Source organism: Pseudoclavibacter sp. RFBJ3, assembly GCF_002931375.1.
Classification (GTDB): Bacteria; Actinomycetota; Actinomycetes; order Actinomycetales; family Microbacteriaceae; genus Pseudoclavibacter.
On sequence record NZ_PSXZ01000004.1, the window covers coordinates 275,411 to 297,730 of the forward strand.

General features: G+C 63.4%; 18 protein-coding genes and 1 pseudogene. 14 read left to right on the forward strand and 5 right to left on the reverse strand.

Annotated features, from left to right (window positions below; translation table 11 throughout):
• The first annotated feature begins 210 nt into the window (after positions 1 to 210).
• From C5E07_RS05110 to C5E07_RS19970, 4 genes are all read left to right on the forward strand, one after another.
• Positions 211 to 1,296 carry a helix-turn-helix domain-containing protein gene (locus C5E07_RS05110; RefSeq protein ID WP_104298662.1) on the forward strand — a complete coding sequence of 362 codons (1,086 nt, stop codon included), beginning with the start codon at positions 211 to 213 and terminating at the stop codon, positions 1,294 to 1,296.
• A gap of 597 nt (positions 1,297 to 1,893) precedes the next feature.
• Positions 1,894 to 2,631, forward strand: coding sequence for a hypothetical protein (locus C5E07_RS05115; RefSeq protein WP_146080511.1), 738 nt, complete (start codon positions 1,894 to 1,896; stop codon positions 2,629 to 2,631).
• Positions 2,613 to 2,837 carry a helix-turn-helix domain-containing protein gene (locus C5E07_RS19965; protein ID WP_374953193.1) on the forward strand — a complete coding sequence of 75 codons (225 nt, stop codon included), beginning with the start codon at positions 2,613 to 2,615 and terminating at the stop codon, positions 2,835 to 2,837. Before C5E07_RS05115 ends, C5E07_RS19965 begins: the two co-directional genes overlap by 19 nt.
• A gap of 1,510 nt (positions 2,838 to 4,347) precedes the next feature.
• On the forward strand, positions 4,348 to 4,827 hold the full coding sequence (locus tag C5E07_RS19970; protein ID WP_374953194.1) for a helix-turn-helix domain-containing protein: 480 nt from the start codon (positions 4,348 to 4,350) through the stop codon (positions 4,825 to 4,827).
• Positions 4,828 to 4,830: 3 nt separating this feature from the next.
• Here C5E07_RS19970 and C5E07_RS05130 read toward each other — a convergent pair.
• Both C5E07_RS05130 and C5E07_RS19125 read right to left on the reverse strand, forming a co-directional pair.
• Positions 4,831 to 5,698, reverse strand: a pseudogene (locus C5E07_RS05130) (DDE-type integrase/transposase/recombinase); the annotation flags it as partial.
• Between the two features lie 421 nt (positions 5,699 to 6,119).
• A complete protein-coding gene (locus tag C5E07_RS19125) occupies positions 6,120 to 6,623 on the reverse strand; it encodes a hypothetical protein (RefSeq protein WP_146081445.1) in 504 nt (167 codons plus the stop codon).
• 1,115 nt (positions 6,624 to 7,738) lie between these two features.
• Here C5E07_RS19125 and C5E07_RS05140 point away from each other — a divergent pair.
• Together C5E07_RS05140 and C5E07_RS19130 are read left to right on the forward strand one after the other, a co-directional pair.
• On the forward strand, positions 7,739 to 8,728 hold the full coding sequence (locus C5E07_RS05140; RefSeq protein ID WP_104298666.1) for a helix-turn-helix domain-containing protein: 990 nt from the start codon (positions 7,739 to 7,741) through the stop codon (positions 8,726 to 8,728).
• Between the two features lie 1,138 nt (positions 8,729 to 9,866).
• Positions 9,867 to 10,586: a hypothetical protein gene (locus tag C5E07_RS19130; protein WP_146080514.1), complete on the forward strand. Its 720-nt coding sequence runs from the start codon at positions 9,867 to 9,869 to the stop codon at positions 10,584 to 10,586.
• Between the two features lie 350 nt (positions 10,587 to 10,936).
• On the opposite strand, the gene C5E07_RS19715 is transcribed toward C5E07_RS19130, so the two are convergent.
• Positions 10,937 to 11,068, reverse strand: a complete 132-nt coding sequence (locus C5E07_RS19715; protein ID WP_258063779.1) for a hypothetical protein — start codon at positions 11,066 to 11,068, stop codon at positions 10,937 to 10,939.
• A gap of 527 nt (positions 11,069 to 11,595) precedes the next feature.
• Here C5E07_RS19715 and C5E07_RS05145 point away from each other — a divergent pair.
• Positions 11,596 to 12,438, forward strand: coding sequence for a hypothetical protein (locus tag C5E07_RS05145; RefSeq protein WP_146080515.1), 843 nt, complete (start codon positions 11,596 to 11,598; stop codon positions 12,436 to 12,438).
• Positions 12,439 to 12,754: 316 nt separating this feature from the next.
• Here C5E07_RS05145 and C5E07_RS19135 read toward each other — a convergent pair whose 3' ends face one another.
• Both C5E07_RS19135 and C5E07_RS05150 read right to left on the reverse strand, forming a co-directional pair.
• Positions 12,755 to 13,390 (reverse strand): AraC family transcriptional regulator, encoded by a 636-nt coding sequence (locus C5E07_RS19135; RefSeq protein ID WP_146080516.1) that lies wholly within the window; start codon positions 13,388 to 13,390, stop codon positions 12,755 to 12,757.
• A gap of 86 nt (positions 13,391 to 13,476) precedes the next feature.
• A complete protein-coding gene (locus C5E07_RS05150) occupies positions 13,477 to 13,710 on the reverse strand; it encodes a hypothetical protein (RefSeq protein WP_104298668.1) in 234 nt (77 codons plus the stop codon).
• A gap of 1,058 nt (positions 13,711 to 14,768) precedes the next feature.
• On the opposite strand from C5E07_RS05150, the gene C5E07_RS05160 reads away from it, so the two are divergent.
• From C5E07_RS05160 to hutU, 7 genes are all read left to right on the forward strand, one after another.
• Positions 14,769 to 15,995 (forward strand): D-arabinono-1,4-lactone oxidase, encoded by a 1,227-nt coding sequence (locus C5E07_RS05160; protein ID WP_181057810.1) that lies wholly within the window; start codon positions 14,769 to 14,771, stop codon positions 15,993 to 15,995.
• A 152-nt stretch (positions 15,996 to 16,147) separates the two neighbouring features.
• Complete coding sequence (locus C5E07_RS05165; protein WP_104241432.1) at positions 16,148 to 17,248, forward strand: M23 family metallopeptidase; 1,101 nt, start codon at positions 16,148 to 16,150, stop codon at positions 17,246 to 17,248.
• Between the two features lie 155 nt (positions 17,249 to 17,403).
• On the forward strand, positions 17,404 to 18,609 hold the full coding sequence (locus tag C5E07_RS05170; protein WP_219819630.1) for a glutathionylspermidine synthase family protein: 1,206 nt from the start codon (positions 17,404 to 17,406) through the stop codon (positions 18,607 to 18,609).
• Positions 18,606 to 19,208, forward strand: a complete 603-nt coding sequence (locus C5E07_RS05175; protein ID WP_104298670.1) for a hypothetical protein — start codon at positions 18,606 to 18,608, stop codon at positions 19,206 to 19,208. The genes C5E07_RS05170 and C5E07_RS05175 overlap by 4 nt, the downstream gene beginning before the upstream one ends.
• Before the next feature lie 38 nt (positions 19,209 to 19,246).
• Positions 19,247 to 19,780: a HutD family protein gene (locus C5E07_RS05180; RefSeq protein WP_104298671.1), complete on the forward strand. Its 534-nt coding sequence runs from the start codon at positions 19,247 to 19,249 to the stop codon at positions 19,778 to 19,780.
• 107 nt (positions 19,781 to 19,887) lie between these two features.
• Positions 19,888 to 20,562: an IclR family transcriptional regulator gene (locus tag C5E07_RS05185; protein WP_104298672.1), complete on the forward strand. Its 675-nt coding sequence runs from the start codon at positions 19,888 to 19,890 to the stop codon at positions 20,560 to 20,562.
• A gap of 63 nt (positions 20,563 to 20,625) precedes the next feature.
• Positions 20,626 to 22,284 (forward strand): urocanate hydratase, encoded by a 1,659-nt coding sequence (gene hutU, locus C5E07_RS05190; RefSeq protein ID WP_104298673.1) that lies wholly within the window; start codon positions 20,626 to 20,628, stop codon positions 22,282 to 22,284.
• The last annotated feature ends 36 nt before the right edge of the window (positions 22,285 to 22,320 follow it).

Below are 22,320 nucleotides of genomic sequence, written 5' to 3' on the forward strand. Positions count from 1 at the left end.
CAAGTGCATGGAGTCGGTGAGAGAGATTGGTTCTGTTGTTGAGAAGTCCTGTCCCAGACAGCTGGATCGGGCATTTTGTGTTCCGAACAGCGGGGCCCGCCGCAAAATGTCATTGCTGATGTCGCTTTCCGTTTCAATGCTCGCATCGTGACCCAGATCGTTCGTTCTTGTGCGCATAGCCTCTCTATGACCTGTCATAGGAGGCGCAGCATGCACGACACGAGCAGTCTCGTACCAGCGGCGAATGCCGTAAATCGGGAGGTCGTCCTCGACGGAGATGCCGCGATCAAGTGGTTCTCAGCTCTCGGCTGGATAGCTGAGCCGCTCAGCCCACGGCTGCAGATCGTCGCCGATCTCATCAGGACGGACACCTTCGCGATTGGGAGAATCTGGCACACGCCAGTTCAGCTGACGTCGGCTTTCAGCGACCAAGCCCACGGGGGGATGTTCCACGCGGTGTACGGCATCGAAGGCACGCAGATGATGAGGTCTAAAGGGGGACTAGCCGAGCTGAGCCCGGGACAGATGTACGTTCAGTTGTTTGGCGATGCGCTGGTGATCACCGCGCGCGAACCAGTCGCCGTTCTGTTCTTCGTCTCACAATGGGGTCAGCTTCGAGATCGAGATGGGCAGGCGCCGTCACCGCGCGCGGGGCTCTTCGGCGCCTCGAATGCTTACCGTGAAGTCTTCACAACTGCCATACACTCCGCGTTGAACTCTCTGACGACCGTTGAAGGGACTGGCTTCAGCCGGTTCCGCACCGGTATACATGACATCTTCGCCAGCGTGCTGGCCGATGATGCCCCGATGCGACCCGAGCGCGCCCTCCGTCTGGGTATGTCAAGGTCACGCGGTCACGAGGTTGAGACCAGCCGACCAACGTCGCTCCTTCGCCGTGCGTCGCAACATATCGAGGCCCACGCCAGCGAAGTATCGTTCGATGTATCCAAGCTCTCTCGTGAGCTTGGAGTGTCCCCGGCAAGCCTGTACCGGGCATATGAGAACTCGAACCTGACCCCGGCTTCCCAGCTCCGTCGCATTCGAGCTCGACGAGCGCGGTTGGCGTTAGATGAACTCGAGGTCTCGGGTGACGTCGACACCGTGAACCTGAAGCGCATCGCGCGGGCGTCCGGATTCGGTTCCGTAAGCACCATGCGTCGCGCCCTCGAACGAGTTCCGGAACTCGTTGTGGACTCTTCAGTCGAGGTCGTTCGCAATGAAGCTGGCCCGGCCTCTTCGCCCCCGATCCCGCCACTCACGTCTGGTCGAGTGTCCCAGCGAGCCACGCCAGACTGATCTGAGGCGCGTTGCTTCACGCCAGCTCCGAGGGCAGGCGCGTGAACACTCGATCTGAGTGCTCATGCTCGTCTTCGATTGCACAGCGAGCAGGCCAAGCCAAGTTCTGGAACAGTCTGATTCGAGCGTTTGAAGTCCGCGCGCAGATACCGACGGTGACCGAGACCATGAAGCGAGACGGTACGGAGAGCAGCCAACGAGTGGCCGATGTATGCGTACCGAGGGGGTCGCGCGCAGAAGGTGGCGTCTTGCCGCCTGTTTTCGCGTCGTCCGCGTCACCTGGACCAGTTGCTCCGAACGCGACCGGTTGCCTAGACCTTGGTGGCCACCAGCCGATTGGTGGCGTGCTCAGGGGAGTTGCGCCTAGGTCCGAGCTCGAGGGAGTTCCATGAACCAATCACTCGTCCCGGACTCCGGCGGAAGAGCAGCCCCCCATCTGCAAGCCCGCAGGAGTCCCCCTTCGGTCGTGTGGGCCGAGATACGAACCAGTCACGGCTCCATACCGAGAGGCCCGTGCACGATCCGGTCCGCAACCTCGCGCGGGCTGTGACGTCACCTGCCAGATGCACCCGTGATTCGAATCGACCTGGAGGCCCCATGGACCGCGTTGCCCGTGCCCACTACGATGAAAATGACGGCTGGAGTGCTTTTCCGGGCTACCGAACGCAGCGGTTTCGCATTCGAGGCTCGCTTCCACCGTCTATCGATTCAGTGCTCACAGCCGGTGTCACCCTCACGGTCGCCCCTCGCACGGCGATGATCGACGCTTCCATCCTGCGCTTCGACCGGTATCTCGTGGTTCGAGGCGTGAGTGCGCCCATCGATCTCACCTGGAAGCGCGAGCGCGGCTCCGCGCAGGGGCGGGGTCTGATTCTCTTGCTCGAGCAAGGAACGCTCACCGTCTCAGCCAGCCAACGGCGCTTCCGAGTACAAGCCTCACAAGTCGCAATCGTGCCGCCGGGGGATGACCCGGTCTTTCTCCGGTCAGAACAGGTTGTAGCGGGTGTCATATTCTCCTTCGCAGCAATGGAGATCGAGCCCTTGCGCGTGCGTTGGGGCCTCTCCCATGGCGGCGTCGTCGGCCAGAGTGTCCTCGCCCTCCTGAATACAGCTGTGAAGGCTCCGCCGCTCCCGACTCCACAATCATCAAATCTTCTGCGCTCGCTTCTTCGGGCTTCCGCTCAGGCACTGGTTGCTGACGCCACACAGGTTTTCGGTGCCGCCGAGGCGGACACGATCGCTGTGGTAAAGCTCATTGTGGAAACCGCTTTCAGACTCCGGGACTCTCTGTTGACGAGATCGCCAGCGATGTCGGGATCTCTCGCCGTGCCCTAGAACGCCGACTTCAGGCAGGCGGGACGAGCGCCGCTAAGATTCTGCGCATTCGACGCGTCGAGAATGCAGAAGCCTTGATGCAATTGAGACCGAGGTTGTCCGCTCGAGAAATTGCTCTCCGCAGCGGGTTCGCATCCCCCGCAACCATGAGGCGCGCAGTCGCCGCCGAGAGTCAGAAGGAGGGTGAAAGGTTCAGGTCCTTCTAGCCAGGCCGCACGTTCGACACCTCAGAGAGTTATCGGCCTCGAAGTCCCGGCGCCCACACGGTTCCCAGGCCCGTTCACCGTTCGACGACACGGCTTCTTCGAGTCACGCATCGCCAAGAAACGGTCAACGTGCCCGGCGAAGCCGATCTGGGCGCTTGCCACCCCAATACAACCGCTCTGGTGCTCTGGTGCTTCCGTGCCCCCGCCCATAGTCCACGTCGATTCGCTCTTACGAAGTGCCGACAGAACGATAGGTATCATGGCGCATCGCGGGAGGCTTTCGCGCATAATCGGACAGTGGCAGACACTCGCTTCCTCGAGGAGTGCGAGTCGCAGGATGACAGTGTTCGTGAGAGCTGACGCAGCACAGCTCTGTCGACGGATGTCTCGGCGGTCACGGCACGATGCCTGAGGGCGGTTCTCGGACGACTTGAGTATGCGTGTCGGCTCGGCTCGCGGTGTTTTGGTCGCTGTGTTGAATGACTGCATCAGCGTTGGGCTGCCAAGGCCGCAGAGGTACGCGTCAATTTCTCTCAGAGATCAAGATCGTGAGAGAAAGTGATTCCTTGCATTGATTGCACAAGGCTCGAAGCGAGCGTGGATCCACATAGGGTTACGAACGACATGTTTTTCCGTCAATTTCTCGACATTAGGCGTCAATGCGACGTTGTTAACACGCGTGGCGGTGCGTCTAAGGCAGGCTAGTACCCGGCCGGTTGGCGCACGATCTGGGGAGACGTGCCTGGGTGGAAACCTCGGGGGAGGTTCTCCGTCCGCTGACCACTGGTCCGAGCTCTGTGGGGCAAGAGGGTTCTTCTTTTGCCCCACAGGCGAAACTGCCCGACTGGCTCGAGTCGGCCAGGCACGCGCTCGTCGTCGCGAGCTCGGTTGGGGTGGGTTCCTCGTCTTTGCGGGATTCGAAGTCGGGTTCGTGTTCGCGTCCCTGGCCCCGCGCAAGATCGTAGGCTGCGCGGTCGCGCGTGCGGCCTCCGGGCGTGGCGTGCGCCCACGCGCTGGGTACGTCACATTCGCGGACCGATTGTCAATTTCACGAACCGAGGAGCATAGGATCCTGATGAAACGTGTCGCTCGTGCATACAAGATAGAAGACGGTGTCTGCCCCCTGTTTCCGGGATACCGCACGCGTAAGATTCGCGTTCGAGGGCCCCTGCCACCAACGATAGATAGCGTCCTCAGGGCTGGTGTCGAGCTCTCAACCACATCGAGTGTCGTCACGATCACAGCGTCAACTCTCAGGTTCGACGAATATCTCGTCGTGCAAGGGGAAAGTGCCGCGATCAACCTTGTGTGGAGACGAAAACACAACTCCGTCCAAAACCGCGGGCTCGCATTCCTCCTCGAAACGGGCACGATCCTCGTCTCCTCCGGGCGCACGCGGATTCGTGTTGGAAGCGGCGAGGTGGTGATCATCCCCCCTGGTGATGAGACCGTGCATGTGCAGGCCCTCGAGAGGGTCTCCGGCTTGATGTTCCAGTTTGCGGCAGCGGAGATGCAACCGTTGGGAGTCCGCTGGTACCACTCCTCCGGTGGTGTCGTGTGGGAGAGTGTGCGGAGTCTCCTCGAAGCAGCTGTCCAGTACCCGAGTTCAGCCAATCCTCACTCAGCGAACGCTTTGCGGTCGCTTTTCCGTGCCGCTGCGCAGGCTCTCGTCGTTGAAGCCACACCTACGGCTCAGCTGCGTGAACCAGACACGCTTGAACTGGTCAAACTCATCGTGGAGAACCGGTATCAGGTCGTTGGTTTCGCGGTGGATGATATTGCCCGCGAGACAGGACTGTCCCGGCGAGTTCTGGAACGTCGCTTGCACGCGGTAGGCACGAGTCCGGCGATGATTCTGCGGGCCAGACGAGCTGAGCGAGCACGTTCCCTCACGCAGGAATACCCGCACATGCCGACTGGCGAAGTTGCTCAGCGGAGCGGTTTCTCGTCCCCGACGACCATGAGGAGAGCACTCCAGGGTGAGCTCTAGGTTGTATTGACCCGTGAGGTTGTGAACGCGGTCTGAGGGGCGTTGGCCGCCGATTCCGGTGTGGGGTCTGTGGTGGTTGTAGTGATGGAGCCAGGTGTCGTAGGTCCCGGCTCTGGCTTCATCGCTGCCGTAGGTGTGCGCGTAGGCCCATTCGCTGGCGAGGGTTCGGTTGAAGGGCTCGACTTTGCCGCTCGTTGTGGGTCGGTAAGCGCGAGTCCGGCCATGTTTGATGTCCGTGGCTTGCAGGGTGTCTCGAAAGGCGGTGGATCGGTAACAGGATCCGTTGTCCGTGATGACCTCGGTGACAGTGATCCCGACGCCCGCGAAGTAGGCCCGAGCGCGCGTCCAGGAACTGGCCGCGGTTTCCTTGCGTTCGATCTCGAGGATCTCTGAGTACGCGAGCCTCGAGTAGTCATCGACGGCGTGATGCAAGTAGGCGTATCCAACGCATTGGTGACGCTTCCGGTTTCCCGCTTGTCGGCCGAGTTTGCGATGCCCGCCGCCGGCCGGGATGCGGCCGAGCTTCTTGATGTCGACGTGGACCAGCTCGCCGCGAGTGGCTCGCTCGTAGCGGGCCGGGCGCATGTCCGGGCGGGGAGTCCCGTTGCTTGATCGAGGTGGCGCAGCAGACGCATGTGGTGGCGGCGCAGGACTCGGTGCATTTCGGGCATTGGATCGGGGAGCTGCGTGGGCGGGAGGAGCGATCCTCGAGCGCCTCGCCGGCTAAGGCCCGGTCGACCCATTTCTTGACGGTCGCGGTGGAGCACTGGACTCGTTCCGCGGCGCGGCGCATGCTCCATCCCTCCTCGAGGACCAAGGCGACGAGACGGCGACGCCCTTCCGGCGTCAGGGGTGCGTTAGCGTGGGTCACGAAAACCTCCGTGTTGCGATGCGAGTGTGGTAACCCACATCCCCACGGAGGTTTTCGCTTCCCTCAAACCATCGAACGTTCACAACGTCCCAGGTCAATACATCTAGCTGCGATTTATGGGAGGCCTATAGGGCAGGGACTCAGGCCGAGCCGAACACCTGGAAGAGATCTGGGGCTCCGAGCTTGCAGGATCCGAGCGGATTCCTTGGTTCAGGAGTCCAAACATTGATTGGAGCGACCTGACAAAACGCCGAACTACACACGCGACAGCGTCGGAGCTCCTGCCCTCCGATTCTCGTTGTTCTGGCAGCAAAAGGGATCACCTCGGTGAAGAGCCCGTAAGCCAAAACTGGCCTGCGGCTTTCTCGATCCGTAGAGAGAGAAAGCCGCAGGCCAGATGTTGATAGAGATGATGAGCTGCTCAGAAGCATATTTGCAAGTCGGAGAGCGAAATATACTGCGCGCTTCCCCCAACCACGGCGGGGTTCGTAGCGTTGATGTACTCGAACGTAAATGTGTTCACCGATGCCGTGGGGCTTTGGGCGGCAACCCTTGTCCGCGAGGTCGCGTTGTCGGTCTGGACACCAGAAAGCGTCCAAGGGTTTGCCGAGGTTCCATTGCCGACGATCGTTACGCCACCAGTTCTGGTATCCACGGACGTTGCTGACTGGGAACCGAACCCGGTGAGGATGAGGCCGTCATGATACGCGTTGGATCGAGTGTGATCGTTGACAACGAACTCAACGCTTTTAATCGGAACCGTGCTCGTGAAGGTCAGGCGCTGCCGGGCTGGAACGTTCGCAGTTGTCGTCTCCTGGTAGAGGAACAAGGAGCCAATTGGACCAACTGGTCCTGGGGTGCCGGTATATGGGGCGAAGTTCCCGGCCTGCATAGAGCCCGCGATTGTCGCCTGCGTAATGGTCACTGCCGCCGTACTTCCACCAGCGATGACGGTAGCAGTTCTGGTGTTCGCCGAACTTGATGACGAGGACGACCAGGCCAAGTTCCCACAACGTCCAGGAGATGCAGCTGCGAGTGGGGTCGCGATCGCCAAGCTAATGACTGGGGCCGCCCAGGCCGCCCCCGCAATGACGGTTCTTCTGGTCGGGTTTTTGGAGATCTGAGTGCTCAATTTGGTTCTTTCATATCTAGAGTTTTCCACGCACATATCATGGTGGCGTCACATTCATAGCCGCATTGCACCCGGTATCTCTGTTCAGAGCACCTCAGGTAATCTCTCGCAGAAGGTATGAATTGCACTTGGTTTTGTCGAAGGTAATGCCAAGGGCCTTGCTGTTATTTCTTTCGGGAGCAGCGCCCACGCGATTCTGCCCGCGCGTGGATTGCTCGATCTGCCACTCCGAGAAGCGTGAGATACACGTCCCGTGGCAATTTCTATTTCCGTAGAGTTGCTCGCAGTAGTTCGGGGATGAGGTGGTGCGTCGGGCGTGCATCCCGGGCCAGCGCCAAGGGCGACGCGTTCCTCTGGAAAGGCTAGGGAAAAACCGAGATGAGGGCGAGCAGTGAGAAGAACCGGTGATAAGGAGTGCGCTGTGAAGTGCCGGGCTCCTGCGCGGATGACTGCCACGGTGCGGTCCGAATCCCACGGTCGTGCACCAAGGTGGTCCCGCTGTGAATCTCGACCACTGGCATTCGCGTTGTTTTTCTGCTCGACGCAGGAACGGTATGGCATACCGTTGACAGCCAGGCATGAGAATGAAGCAGCTTCAAACATCTTCAGCCGGTTGGCATCCGAGTCGGATTCGCACGATCCGCTCGCCCTCAACTTCCATGCAAATGTCTCCACTGGCTTCTCCGCTTGTGGGAAGCTCCTCCTGGCCGAGTTGTCCAGGTGGCCTCACCACTGCGAAGTGCGCGAGCATTCCTGGAGGGTTGGCCGCTCTCCGAGGGCCTGGAGGCCCTTGACGGTGGTCACGCGGCATCGGCAGTACGCTTCACCGATGTCTGCAAGTACCCTGGCGACTACATCGTCGGCGACGTTCGGCAAAAGGTAGTGTCCTGTGGCGGTCTGGAGGGCCAGTGAAGTCCGTCTCGCATGATTTGTACGATGATGAGGGCGGCTGGAGTCCGTTCCCGGGCTACTTGACGCAGCAGTTCAAGGTCAGCGGGTCGCTGCCGCCGTCGATCGACACCGTGCTCAGGGCTGGGGTCGATCTGACTGCCTCAACCCCCACGGTCGCGATTGATGCCTCGATCCTTCGGTTTGATCGATATCTCGTCATCAGTGGGGAGAGCTCCCCGATACAGGTCACTTGGAAGCGGGAGCGCGCTTCCGCTCGGGAGCGGAGCCTCATTCTCTTCCTGGAGCAAGGCACGCTGCTCGTTCGGTCGGGGCAACGTCACGTGCGGCTCGAGCCCTCACAGATCGCGATAGTACCGCCGGGAAGCGAACCAGTCTTTCTCAGTACCCACCGCAAAATCGCCGGGGTGATGTTCTCCTTCGATGTGAAAGAACTCGAGCCCCTCCGCCCTCGTTGGTACCACTCTGATGGTGGCATCGTGCGGGACAGCGTTCGAACCCTGCTCGACACTGCCGTCAATGCGCCGCCGGCGCCAGATCCGCACTCCGCTAATTCTCTGAGAGCTCTGCTGCGCGCGGCCGCACACGCGCTGATCGTCGAGGCCACGAACGTCGCAGACCTTCGCGACGCTGATACGTTGGCGCTCGTTCAACTCATCGTCGAGAATCGGTTCCAGGTAGCGGGGTTCGGTGTCGACGGCATCGCCCGTGAATCGGGACTCACACGCCGTGTTCTGGAGCGGCGCCTGCGGCTCAGAGGGACAAGTGTGGCCGGCGTTCTGCGCCGACGAAGGATCGAAAACGCCGAGGCCTTGATGGGGGAAGAGCCGAGTCTCTCGGCGCGAGAGGTAGCGCTGCGCAGCGGCTTCGCTTCTGCAATCACGATGAGGCGCGCTATCGCAACGGAGGCGCGTCGCGAAGAGAAGCGCCCCGACGCCATCTCGTCTCAGGACACTCGGCAGACTCACTCCGATCGTGTCGCCGAGTGATGTTCTGAAGGTCGTGCCGGGCTCTTTTCGCGCTCGCCGCCGTCCGCCCGTACTCCATCGAAGATCTGACGTGTGGCACAGAGGTGTTAGCCCCGGACTCGGCGACCAGGAAGGACGGGGCCTCGGCTGCGGAGAAGCGCAACTTTGCGACCATTCTCAGTGAACGCACGACCGTTGGTGGGCTTCCGCTGGGGCTCGCGCGGGCCACAGCCGCTGCGGACAACTCCTGGTTCGAGGTGGCGGATCGTGATCCCGAACGCTTCTGCCCCAGGGGATGGGTTCATGAAGCGGCTCCAATTCCCGCCGCCCTTCTGCACGCTGCGAGACCTAGTCTTGACGTCGGTCTGCACCACGGTTGGTGCCTGACAGTTCTCTCCTCGGAGGGGTCGATGGCCGCACGAGCTATCGTTTCGAGCTTCGCGACGTATTGATCATGAACAAAGGTGCCTCCTGAGAGACCGCCGCCTTTTCGACAGGCAAGAACCGTTGGTGCCTGCCAAGGGTCTCGGTACTTCCTCAAATTGACGTCGCTTCCGCCCTTACGTTCGAAAGGTGGAGCACGAGCGTCGCGGCTCCGGTCGTGAGCGCAAACTCACGATGCGTTCCGGAGGTAGTCAGATTCGAAGATCTGCGTGAGTGGTAGCGGGATTCCGAAGCGCAACTTTCTTCTGCGAAATCTGTTCTTGATCGAGAAAACCAACCAACCTCTAAGCCGTCGCCAAGTTTGCCGTGAAGTGCCGTGCCGTCAACGAACCCGATCAGTTGACAAATCGTGTGGATGAGGGTGTGCAGCTTCAGTTTACGCCGCTGCGAGCAGTTCCACTCGTTTCGCCTGGCGAGCCAATTCGTCCCGCAGTCATCAACGATCGAACTGATGTGTCGAGCCCTGACGCCATGGACGGTCGTGGATTGCGACGTCTTCGCCGCGAAATGCGGCAATCTCCCGTAGTAGCGCGCTTCGGGGCCAGGTCAAAGTGCAACCTGTTTCTGGCTGGACTCGCCAACGAAGTGAGACGGCCACGAGAATACCGCGACAAAGAATGGAACACATATGACTCCCGTACGACCTTCGGACACACGTCGGGAACTCGGCACGACTAGGCGACGCGTTCTCTCCGCTTCGGCGTGGAGCGTCCCGGTGATCGCAGCAACGGTTGCGGTGCCTCTGTCATCGGCCTCGCAGGGGGCGTGCGCAGTCGAGGCGGTTCTCGTGCCGTCCAACCAGCCGGGAAATTCGGTCACTCTCCTGACGAACGTGCCCGGTGTCACGGTGAGCGTCGCGACTGAGACTGGTCCGGACACCGTCACCGAACAACAGGGCCAGAACTTCAACTTCACGACTGGTGGTTCCGGATGGAACGGCCAACAGGAAGGCCTAGATGTGGTCTTCCATAACTTTTCTCCTCTCGGAGCGATCGTTCTCAATCAGCGAGGCACCTCGCAAGGGAACTCGCCACGGCAGGATGTTCGCTTCACCGCGATGAGAAATGGTGCTCCGATCAGTGTGAGCGAAATGAATATCACTATTTATGACGTGAGCGCTGCCCTGGAAACTCTCGGGTCACAGCCGTGGCGACCAAGCTACCGCGATGCAGTGGGATTTAGCCTCACACCGAGCGCGACATCAACCCTTACAACGTCCATCAGCGGTGATCCTGGGACGGGTGCCGGCACCTATCAGGACCCATTCCGGCGGGCATCCGGCAACGCAGACACGAGTGGCGGCCCCTTCGCAGAACGTTTCGAGTTCGCATCGGTCAGCACCGACGGTCTCGGTATGCGATACACAAGCTTCGGGGGATTGAGTGGATGGCAGTTCATAGCCATCAGCGGAATCAGCTTCAACATCTGCGTCTAGGGGAACGAAATTCGAGCGAGCTACCATGCGCTTGCCTCGGGCCCAGCCGTCCTCACCCCGCGTGGGGCCCTGATCTGCTGGGCGGCGTTTCGCCGTTCGGGTATCTGTGGGAACAGCGCCTCCAGTGCGCTCAGGATTGAGTTCCGGGCCGTCCAGAGGGAACAGCAGGTGACGCTGCGTTCCCACTGCGAAATCGTCGCCCCGCCCTCTCGGCCCAAAATGGCGTGACCATGGTCAAGCTCATGATCGTTCCTCGCGTCTTCTCGAGCTAGGCCCGGGACGGAGGGATCCCGCCTCGGCCCTGGTCTAAGACAACAGCCAGAGCATGGAGGTAATCGCGCGGGTCTTCATCAGTGAGCATGCTCGCCGTTCATGCCGGCCAGACACGTTAAGTCGAACACGGTGTCGGGCGGCATCCGATCGCAGGCGAGACGCCTTTCGACAACAGTTTTCGCTTCAGCTTGGACGGTTTGCAGGGTCATTGGTCTCCACGCCAGCACCTCGCGTTTCTCCCCGCTCCGTCTGCTCGCGCGCCTCGGACTCTCCGCGGTGAGCGGGATGATGTGGTCCGACTCGAACTCATCCGAACGCCGCGACGCCGAAGGAGAAAGAGAGCGCCCGATCCGTGCCTGGCCTCGCAGGGGGCCGCACCATACGAGGCGTTAGCGACCGTGTTGATCGTGGCGAGGGCTGGGGACTCACGGTTCATGACTCTGGGGAGCACGGAAGAGCTCGACCGGCGCAGCTTCCGCCCTGAGGCGAGCGGACTGCTCTTCTCTGCGGTGCTTGCGGGGACCGTTGTCGTTCCAAAAGCGCCAGTTTTGTGCCTGCGTCCATGCGAACTTTTCCGAGAATGCGGTACGCGGTTGCGCGTTGAAAGGCATCGAAGACTGTTGAGTTGCAAATTACGTCGCAAAATACGCAATAATCGTCGCAAAGTAGAACACGATTCATGTTCGCCTGATCGATAGCTATATGTTGACCACAGCTATCAATTGAAGGAGCAGACGTGCCTCAGAAACCACTCCGGTTGAACACCCAAATGAACTCAGATGGCGTTGCCCGACGCTCCATAGTTATCGGTGCAGCTTGGACCACCCCCGTCATTGCCTTAGCCAGCGCTGTCCCATCAGCGGCCGCGTCGGGCAACTGCTCGACCGGCACCTTCACCACCCAGTTCACGACTGGCCAGGGTACAGGTAACCCCATCGTGCTCCAGGCCACCAGTCCAGACACAGCAGAGGTGTACACGGTCCGGATCACGTCCGCACTCGATGCCGGGACAATCGACACACAGAATGGCATGAGCTTCAACATGTCTCAGACCGCTTCGGGATGGAATGGCGGCGCCGCGAACGACGGCAGCCAAGACTACGTGTTCACGAACTTCGGCCCCACGGACGCACTCGTCCTCAGCCAACGTAAGTCCGGCACGACCGCTCCCTCCGGGACTTCTGTTGACGGTCAGCAGCTGACGTTCGAGTTCTTCGACAGTGCGGGGGCAACCGTCACTCCCACTGACGTGCAGTTCGACATCTTCGACATCTCATCCGGAGACAGTTCACCAGCGTGGCGAGCCACGTACTGGGACGCAGTCGGTTTCAGTGTGCCTCCAACGTCGATCATCCCGACCCCGGGTAGTGACCAGGGCACGGGGGCCGGAACGATTGGCAGCCCGTTCGCACGTTCCGTCGGGACCCTCAGCACAGGCGCCACCGCATGGAACGATCGCTTCATCTTCGCCGCGTTCCCCTCCGGCAGCAGCCTGCGCTACACCCAACTTGGTGGACGCCAGGGTTGGCACTTCATCTCGATCAGCGGCCTCCGCTTCGACGCTCAGGTGGCTTGTTAGGCACGCTCTCCGGCCAAGTCGATGGCTGTCGACGAAGATGGGCCGTCCTGTCTGAGCGGCACGCCCAGCCAGAACTCGGCTGTAACCGAGTGCGGAGTATGCGGGAGTGGACTTGTTCAAGGGACCGCGACCGGGTCACATCGACGTATCCAAACTGCAGCACGGGGCTCGTGGATCCGCCACTTTTCTGGTCCCGCGGACGAGCGATGCGACTCCTCTGGGCGGGAGTCATGACCGCTATACCGGTAGCGAGAGCCATTCTTCGCCTGTCTTCTCCGAGGCTGGTGCTCCGCGGGCGCGGTCTCCGGGCGCGAAGTCAGTGCGGAAACCCGGGCTCGATTCCCGTCCCGGAACGCGCTTCAAGCTCAGGACTCGCAGCGGCCAACGCTCGTCGAAGCGCGCGCACGGAACCGAACCCTGCCCAACCAGCGATGCGCTTGAGGTCAGTGGTGCTGGCGTCTACGACCTCAGAATTCAGCAGAGTACGAGCGCGTTCGACCCGAGCTGCGCGCAGTTGAGCTGATGGGCTCAAGTGAAGCCCCTCGTACGCACGGTAGAGGCTGGCGGGTGAAAGATGGAGCGCGCGGGCTAGTGCGGCGACATCAAAGGCTGGGTCCCCAGCATGCGCGCGAATAGCCTGAGTAGCCCTGTTCAGCACAGGGTTCTGCTGCGACTCACCGCCTGTTTCTGCCACCTGATCTCCGACCAGGGCGCTCATGAAGAGATGATCGATTGCGTGACGAACACCGGCAAGGCCGGAACCGGACTCCGATGTCACGGAGTTCAGTGCTGCGGTGACTGCGTTGAGGAAAACAGCCATGTATGGATCGTGCGACTCGAACAGGCCGATTCGAGGCGTCTTGGCGTACATGCCAGCGGGGAACGGCCAGTCGGACATCAAGACGATTCGCGCGACGGGCTCCTCGGAGGAGATGGTGAACGGCTTCCGCATCGACTGAACGTAGATCTGGCCTGGTTCTACTTGGATTCGCCTCTCTTCAGTGACGAGCGTCTGTGTCCCCTCGAGACCAAGGACCGCTATGAACGCACCCAGTGCCAGTGCCGCTGACCAGCGAAGGTGAAAGTCGCGGGGGAATGCCGGATGCGACCGATGGCAAACGGGTCGACGCGGATGAGGTCAGCAAACAGCCGCAGGCGACCGCTGGGGGCGGTTGCGCTCCAGCCCAACGCTTCGATCCATGCGTCGGCTGCCTCACCCTCCAAGGCGATGTTTCTCTCAACCACGTCCGCAGTGTTCTTGTCAGGGCTCATCCGTCACGTCCGTCGATTGCAGGGGTCAACCGGCGTCGAGTTTATGTCAGGACAAAGGAATCAGCGGGGTTCTCCGGATGTGGCGGGTGCCAGCAGAGCCGGCGGATCGCGAACCGGGGTCGAGGCGAGTGCACGTGGCCTGATGCTCTGTTCTCGGCGTCCGAACGTCTTCTCTCACTCGGTACGGTCCCATCACAGGAATCGGCGGATCCAGACCCTGCGGTTGCAAGTCCGGCTCAAAGACGGGACCTGCGAGGGGGCATGTTCCTCTGCGCTACGCTCTCTGGCTCCACCAGGCACTTCTGAGGTCGCCGAGTGATCAGGGAGACGGGACAAACAGATGAGACGTAGCTTCCGGCCCCAGTGGGGCCTGGCTTGAATGCTCTGCCGCAACGCGGGAGACATCCCCTTCACTCGACTGATGACCCACGACCGGCCGGAAATAGCGCAGCACAGCTGCATTCTCTTCGGTCTGCACGCTCTGGAAGCTCCAGGGAAGCTGGCTTTGCGATCTGGACTCTCGTGACTTCACGGATGCCGAGCAACATCTGGCGCAGCAGTGAGCTCCTCAGTCCGCGCGTTCCAAAGCGAGCGCAACGCGCGACGAGATCGGCGACGCGGCGTTCTTCGTGATCCGTCAATCCCGGTCGGGGCAGGCAACTCCTGCCTGTTCAGATGTGAACAAGTATCGCCGCCAGCCTGAGAAGGCCGACGACCCGAGGACCGGGCACCGAGATCGGTGGCGGGCAGTGATGGTTTCATCCGCGGAAGTTGGACAACCATTTGGGCCCGGCTTCGGTTCGTGCGAACCCGGATAGTTCGTGTCAGTAGGGCCGATTGGGACCGCAGCGTCAGGGCGTGCCGGTCATGGCAGAGCAGCCGGCTGTTCACCGGCAGGTTGATGGTTCGAGTCCATCTCAGGGAGCAAGCAGAACCCCAGCGCTTTATGCGCTGGGGTTCTTTCGTTTCCGGGCAACTCGTGATCCTCTAGTGGGGTCAGACCATCTCGACACGAGGGCGTGCAGCGAATGAGCAGAGGCGGGTCGAGTCAGGACCGGATGAACTGGGCGCGCTCGCTGCGCTTCTCTGCTCGGGAGATCGTGGAGCCGACGTCGTTCGGGGAGGCCGCGGGCGTCATCGCGAGCGCCAGCCGTGTGCATGCCCTCGGTACGAGACACTCCTTCAGCGACGTCGCGGACACCAGTGGTGTGCTGGTGAGCCTGCGGCAAGTGCCCACGGATCTTGTCATCGACGGGCTCGCGGGGACGGCGGTCATGAGCGCAGCAGTCCCGTACGGACGAGTAGCGCCGCAGCTCGATGAGGCAGGCTCTGCGCTCCACAACGCCGGTTCCCTGCCGCATATCTCCGTCGGCGGAGCTGTCGCCACCGGGACACACGGATCCGGGACTGCCCTCGGCTCCCTCAGCACCGCGGTGCGTGCTCTCGAGATCCTCGGTCCAGACGGTTCGCTCCGGACCATCGAGCGGGGCTCCGAAGGATTCCTCGGCGCAGTTCTCCACCTCGGCCTGCTCGGGGTAGTCACGCGGGTCACCTTGGATATCCAGCCGCGCTACAGCATGCGACAGGACGCTTACGGGCCAATGCCTTGGCGCACCTATCTCGAGAACCTTGATCAGGTCCATCGGGCTGGCTATTCGGTCAGCGCATTCACGACCTTCGACGGTGCCGTCAGCGAGGTGCTCGTGAAGTCCCGAATTCCAGAATACGAGGACGACATCGACGTCGAGGATGATCTGTTCGGATCGCCCCGCCTTCCGGGCGAGGCAGACTCCGAAAGCGTGACCGCTCGGGACGGCTCGGTGGGACCTTGGTGGGATCGGCTTCCCCACTTTCCGATCGCCTCCACACCGAGCGTCGGCTCGGAGCTGCAGAGTGAGCACTTCGTGCCGCTCCGGCACGCGGCGGCCGCGCTCGAGGCGGTCCGGGCGCATTCCGCTCGCCTGCAACCGCTGCTGCACGTCTGCGAGCTCAGGACGATGGCGGGGGATGAGCTCTGGCTCAGCCCGACTCAGGGTGAGGACGTGCTCTGCGTGGCGTTCACGTGGAAGAAGCTCGCAGCGCCCGTCCTGGAGCTCCTGTCCGTCATCGAGCGCAGCCTCAGCCCGTTCGAGGCGAGGCCCCACTGGGGCAAGCTCACCTCGCTCGGCCGCGACGAATTCAACGAACTGTATCCGCGCCTGCCCTCATTCCGTCGCCTTGTCTCCGAGGCGGATGCAGATCGGAAATTCGTGTCCCCGTTCAGCGAGCGCCTTCTGGATATCTGAGGGGAATCGCAACGTGCACTGTCGCGAGAGTGTGCCGGAATGCGCGCGATACGCCACCAGTCTCTGAATCAGTACTTCCGCTTTCGCGCGAGGGTCTTTAGACTCGGACACGTTGCCCGTGAAGCACCAATTGCAGAATTGCAGGAGACTCCTTGCCGAAGTCATCCACCGCCACGTCAGACACCCACCTCGACGTCCCGGGTCGGCGCGCGCGCAGAGCAAAAGAACGCCGCCGCGCCAGGCTTCTCGCCGTTCCCGTCGTCGCCGCGACGCTCGGCCTCATCGCTGCCGCGTCGATCGGCGCAGCTGCCGTCACGGGTGCGGTCGACGACGGCCAGTCGACGGTGCCGGTCGTGTCCTCGAAGGAGCACGACGGAGTCACCTACACCGTCTCCGGCAGCGTTCCGGGGCAGCTCATCGGCACCCGCGACATTCCTGTCGTGCAGGGAACCGGTGCCGGATCCGCCGGTGGCACGGTGGCACCGGGCGTCCAGTGGCCCGTCGACATGAGCCTCGTGCGAATCAGCGACGGCTTCGGACCACGCAACTCACCGTGCTCGGGATGCTCCTCGAACCACCGCGGCCTCGATATGGCCGGCCCCCAGGGCACGCGGGTCGGGACCATCGCCAACGGCATCGTGATCGAGTCCGTTCCGACCGACAGCGGCGGTCTCGGCGCCCACGTCGTCGTCGAGCACCGCATCGACGGCCTGCAGGTGCGTTCCGTGTACGCCCACCTCGTCGCAGGTTCGCCAGCGGTCAAGGTCGGCGACGAGGTCAGGACCGGACAGCTCGTGGGCCTGCTCGGCAACACCGGCGCCTCGACCGGGCCGCACCTGCACCTCGAGACAATCGTCGATGGAACCCACGTCGACCCGCAGAAGTTCCTCAACAAGTACGCGGATGGGGCTGCCGTGGACATCTTCGGCGAGGCGCCGACGTGGAACCCGCCGACGAACGATCCGTCAGAGAAGGACTACTGGGAACCGGGCGAGGACACGCCGAAGCCGCCGGCTGACCAGGTCCCTGACACGCCCGCGCAGCCCGCCCAGCCCTCGACGCCCCCGAAGGACACGACGTCGCCGGCGCCGTCTCCCACGGAGACCGAGTCGTCCACGCCGCCGCCGTCCACGTCGCCGAGCCAGGAGCCCGAGTCTCCGAGCCCAGCTCCGTCGCAGTCGCAGGAGCCAGCGGCCCCGACGCCGCCGGCGGAGTCCGAGTCGGCCGCACCCGGCCCGTCGACGGGTTCGTAGGCACGGAACTCTGCCACGGCTCTGGAAGGGCCAGGCCGCGGCCTCCTCTCAGCGCCATTTCTCCGGGTATTCTCGACCCCCTGGCCCTACTGTTGCTGGGGGATGCTCGTCGGCAGTTCAGCCGGTGAGTGGAGAGATCCGAGGATGGACGAGCTGTGATTCGCACGTACAGTGCTCCGCGCGCCGATTGGCGAGCGAGGTTCGACTCGATCGGCTTCACCTTCTACGACATGGAGTCCGAGGGCGGGCGGCCGTACTGGCAGGAGGAAGCGGCCTACGGCTTCTCAGGGGCCGAGATCGATGCGTTCGAGGAGGCGACGGCTGAGCTGTTCCGGCTCTGCATGGAGGCCTGCGAGCGCATCGTGCGCGATCGTCGCTTCGCGGAGTTCGGCATCCCGGTCGAGCTCTGGGACCTCGTCGAGAAGTCCTGGGACGAGGACGATCCCACCGTGTACGGGCGATTCGACCTCGCGTACGACGCTGCAGGCACGATCAAGCTCCTCGAATTCAACGCGGACACGCCCACGTCGCTCGTGGAGTCCGCTGCCGCGCAATGGCAGTGGCTCGTCGAGACACGGGGTGACGGCGCCGACCAGTTCAACCTCCTGCACGAGCTGCTCGTGGAGCAGTGGGTGCATCTCCGAGTGCAGCGCTGGTTCCTCCCGCAGGGCGCGCGCCTCCATCTCGCGTCGCTGCACGATAGCGGCGACGGACAGCTCATCGTCGAGGACGCCGACACCGTTGGCTACATGGCGGAGACCGCGCGTCTCGCGGGTTTCGAGGTGAAGCAGATCTTCATGGAGGATGTGCAGTTCGATGAGGACGCCCACGGCTTCATCGACGGCGACGGTGAGCGCATCGAGCGCATCTTCAAGCTGTACCCCTGGGAGTGGATGGTGCGTGAGGAGTTCGCCCAGTACTTCCCGACCACGCGAGCGACAACCGCCTGGGTCGAGCCGATCTGGAAGATGATGCTCTCCAACAAGCAGCTCCTGGTCGTGCTCTGGGAGCTCTTCCCGGATCATCCGCTGCTGCTCGCGGCCTACCCGACTCCCGATCGACTCCGTGGCAGGGCGTACGTCGAGAAGCCGAAGCTCGGACGCGAGGGCGCCAACGTCACGATGTACGACCTCGTGGGGCGCAAGACGGCCGAGAACGGCGGCGACTACGGCGCCGAGGGCTTCGTGTACCAGGAGCGGGCCACGCTCGCGAACATCGACGGCAAGACGGTCATCGTGGGTTCCTGGATCGTGGGTGAGACGCCTGCCGGTATCGACGTTCGGGAGACCAGTGGGCCCATCACGGGCGACCTCGCCGAGTTCGTGCCCCACTACATCACCGACCATGAGGAGCGACCATGACGTACGAACCGAAGCTGCGTCGCAGCCGTGGCGTGACCCTGTCCGGAATCGCCCGCCCGTCGACGCCGAAGACCGTCGGAGCGATGGGAGTCGCGGCCGCCATGATGTTCCTCGCTGGCTGCAGCACCGTCCCAGATGATGGGGTCGTGGTCGAAGGCGCCGACGGCGAGAACTACGTGCTGCCCGACGGTGCGGAACGCCCGACCTACACGTCGAAGGAGGACTGCCTCGCCGATGTGAACGAGCAGATCCAGCTCCTCGAGCAGCAGGGTGAGCAGGTCGAGGGGGACGCCGAGTCGCTGTGCGAGTCGTCCAGCAGCTACGGAACCCACTACAGCTCCGCACTCTGGCTGGGGCCGGTGCTCTTCGCGTCCTCCCGCTGGAACAGCACTCGCGTGAGCTCGTGGGCACCCGTCACCTCCGGCGGGTTCGCGGCCCCCGGCTCCTCCGCTCACTCCGACGTCGCCCAGAAGGCCCCAGCGGGAGCGACCGTCGGCTCGAGGGCACCATTGAAGAGCGGTTTCGGGGCGACGGGGAAGTCCGGGTTCGGCTCGACGGTGAAGGGCGGCGGCGGCAGCGGCAGCTCGACGGGCGGCTGACCTCTCTCGGCCCGGTCGCGGGGCTGGAGAATGGGGGCATGACCTCCGCCGACGTGATCCGCTACGACGACCTCCAGCCCGCGCCCTGGCAGAACGGTCTGGGGGTGACGCGCACCATCAGAGCCATGCCGGCCGGGGGCGGCTGGTCGCTGAGTATCGCGACGATCGAGCAGCGAGCCGAGTTCTCGCTCATCCCGGAAACTCAGCGTGTGCAGCTCGCGATCGACGCGGTGCGTCTCGAGATCGACGGCCGAGAGGTGGTGCTCGGCCCGGGGGAGCAGGCGCGGTTCGCCGGCACGCAGCACGTCGTCGGGGCATCCGTCGCTGGCAGCTCGCAGGTGCTGAATCTCATGTACTCCGATGCGATTCCCGCTCTCGATGTCGCCGTGGTCCGAGATGCTCGCGAGCTGCCACTCGATTCCGTGGCCGTCGTCGTTCTCGACGGCGAGCTGATCTGCGGGCCGCTTGTCCTCGCCCGCTTCGACACGGTGGTGCTCGAGGGAAGCGTCAGACCGTCGATCTCCGGCGTGCGCGGGCTGTTTGCGGTCGTTCGAGCAGCCGCGCGGAACTGAAGGGTGCATTGCCATTTGATGGCAGAACCGTTTTACTAGGTGGAAACAAGCGCGGTCGATCCGCGTAACGATCCACGTCTACGGTTGCCTGCAATGAAGGAGGCACGATGGCCGAACCGTCAACCCGAACAGTCGAACGGGCGCTCTCCCTGCTCGCGATCGTCTGCGAGCACGGCAGCCTGAGCCTGGCCGAGAGCTCGCGCCTCGCGGAACTCTCACCCAGTACGTCGCTCCGGCTGCTGCGCACGCTCGAATCCTCGGGGTTCGTGAGCCGCGATGAAGCGGGTGATTTCCACGCCGGGAGCCGGATCGTGCAGCTTGGGGCGCGAGCGCTCTCGAACGACAACCTCGTGCTGCTCTGCTCGCCGGCTATGCGCGACATCGCCGATTCGACCGGCGAGTCGGTCTACCTCAGCGTGCCCGGTCACGCGGACCAGGCGCTCTACATCGCCATCCATGAGGGCACCCAGTCGGTGCGGCACACCAACTGGGTCGGACGCACTATTCCGCTCGAGGGCTCGGCTTCCGGACGGGTGCTTCGTGGTGAGACGCCCGCCGTCGGCTACGTCACGCTCGAGAGCGGCGTCGAGAAGGACGTCACCGCGGTTGCCGCCCCCATCGTGCTCCACGAGCGCGTCATCGGCTCGCTCAGCGTGCTGGTTCCGAGCTACCGCATCACGCCGAGCAAGGTCGAGCGCTACGGCGCCCTCCTCAGCGGCGCGACCGCCAGCATCGAGCACTCACTCAGCGCGACCACGTCAGCGCGCCCCGGCCCTGCCTGAGCCGGCCCGGGCAACACTCGTCCCCCTTCCTCAACTCTTTCCGGTCACCAAGGGATCACGCACATGAACGCACACGAGAACATCAGGGCCCCACGCGGGTCGCAGCTCACTGCGAAGAGCTGGCAGACCGAGGCGCCGCTGCGCATGCTCATGAACAACCTCGATCCGGAAGTGGCCGAGCACCCGGAGAGCCTGGTCGTCTACGGCGGCACGGGCAAGGCGGCGCGCAACTGGGAGGCGTACGACGCGATTGTCCGCACCCTCACGACTCTGGAGGATGACGAGACGCTGCTCGTCCAATCGGGGAAGCCGGTCGGCGTCTTCCGCACCCACGAGTGGGCGCCTCGGGTCCTCATCGCGAACTCGAACCTCGTCGGAGACTGGGCCAACTGGCCCGAGTTCCGACGACTCGAGGCTGCCGGCCTCACGATGTATGGCCAGATGACGGCGGGTTCCTGGATCTACATCGGCACGCAGGGCATCCTCCAGGGCACTTACGAGACGTTCGCGGCCGCCGCTGAGAAGCGCTTCGGCGGCACGCTGGCGGGCACCCTGACGCTGACGGGTGGCGCGGGTGGCATGGGCGGGGCGCAGCCGCTCGCCGTCACGATGAACGAGGGTGTGGTCCTCATCGTCGACGTGGACGCGAGCCGGCTCGAGCGCCGCGTGGAGCACGGCTACCTCGACGAGATGACCCACGACCTCGACGACGCGATCGAGCGCGTGCTTGCCGCGAAGGAGGCCCGCGAGCCTCGCTCCGTCGGCGTGGTCGGCAACGCGGCGACGATCTTCCCCCTGCTCCTTCAGCATGGCGTACCCATCGACATGGTCACCGACCAGACGAGCGCGCACGACCCACTCGCCTACCTCCCCGAGGGTGTGAGCGTCGAGGAGTGGAAGGCCGAGGCAGAGCGCGACCCGGTCGGCTTCACGGAGCGCGCCCGCGCCTCCATGGCCAAGCAGGTCGAGGCCATGGTCGGGTTCCAGGATGCCGGGGCCGAGGTCTTCGATTACGGCAACTCCATCCGGGCCGAGGCGAAGCTCGGCGGGAACGAGCGAGCCTTCGAGTTCCCGGGATTCGTGCCAGCGCACATCCGCCCGCAGTTCGAGGAGGGGCGCGGACCCTTCCGATGGGTGGCGCTCTCCGGCGACCCCGCTGACATCGCCGCGACCGACCGAGCGATTCTCGAGCTGTTCCCCGACGACGAGCGACTGCACCGCTGGGTCACGGCCGCGAGCCAGAAGGTGCACTTCGAGGGCCTTCCGGCCAGGATCTGCTGGCTCGGCTACCAGGAGCGGCACCTCGCCGGGCTCAAGTTCAACGAGATGGTCGCCACCGGCGAGCTCTCCGCGCCCATCGTCATCGGCCGGGACCACCTCGATTCCGGCTCGGTCGCCTCGCCGTACCGCGAGACCGAGTCGATGAAGGACGGTTCGGACGCGATCGCGGACTGGCCTCTCCTGAACGCGCTCCTCAACACCGCCTCGGGAGCCACCTGGGTCTCCCTCCACCACGGCGGCGGCGTCGGGATCGGCAGGTCGATCCACTCCGGTCAGGTCATCGTGGCCGACGGCACCGACCTCGCCGCGCAGAAGATCGAGCGCGTGCTCACCAACGACCCCGGCACGGGCGTCATGCGGCACGTGGACGCTGGCTACGAGCACGCCGCCGTTGTCGCGAGGGAACGCGGGCTGCGGGTGCCCATGTGGGAGGGCCAATGACCGAGCGGCGCACCGCGCTCCTCGAGGTCGCCATCA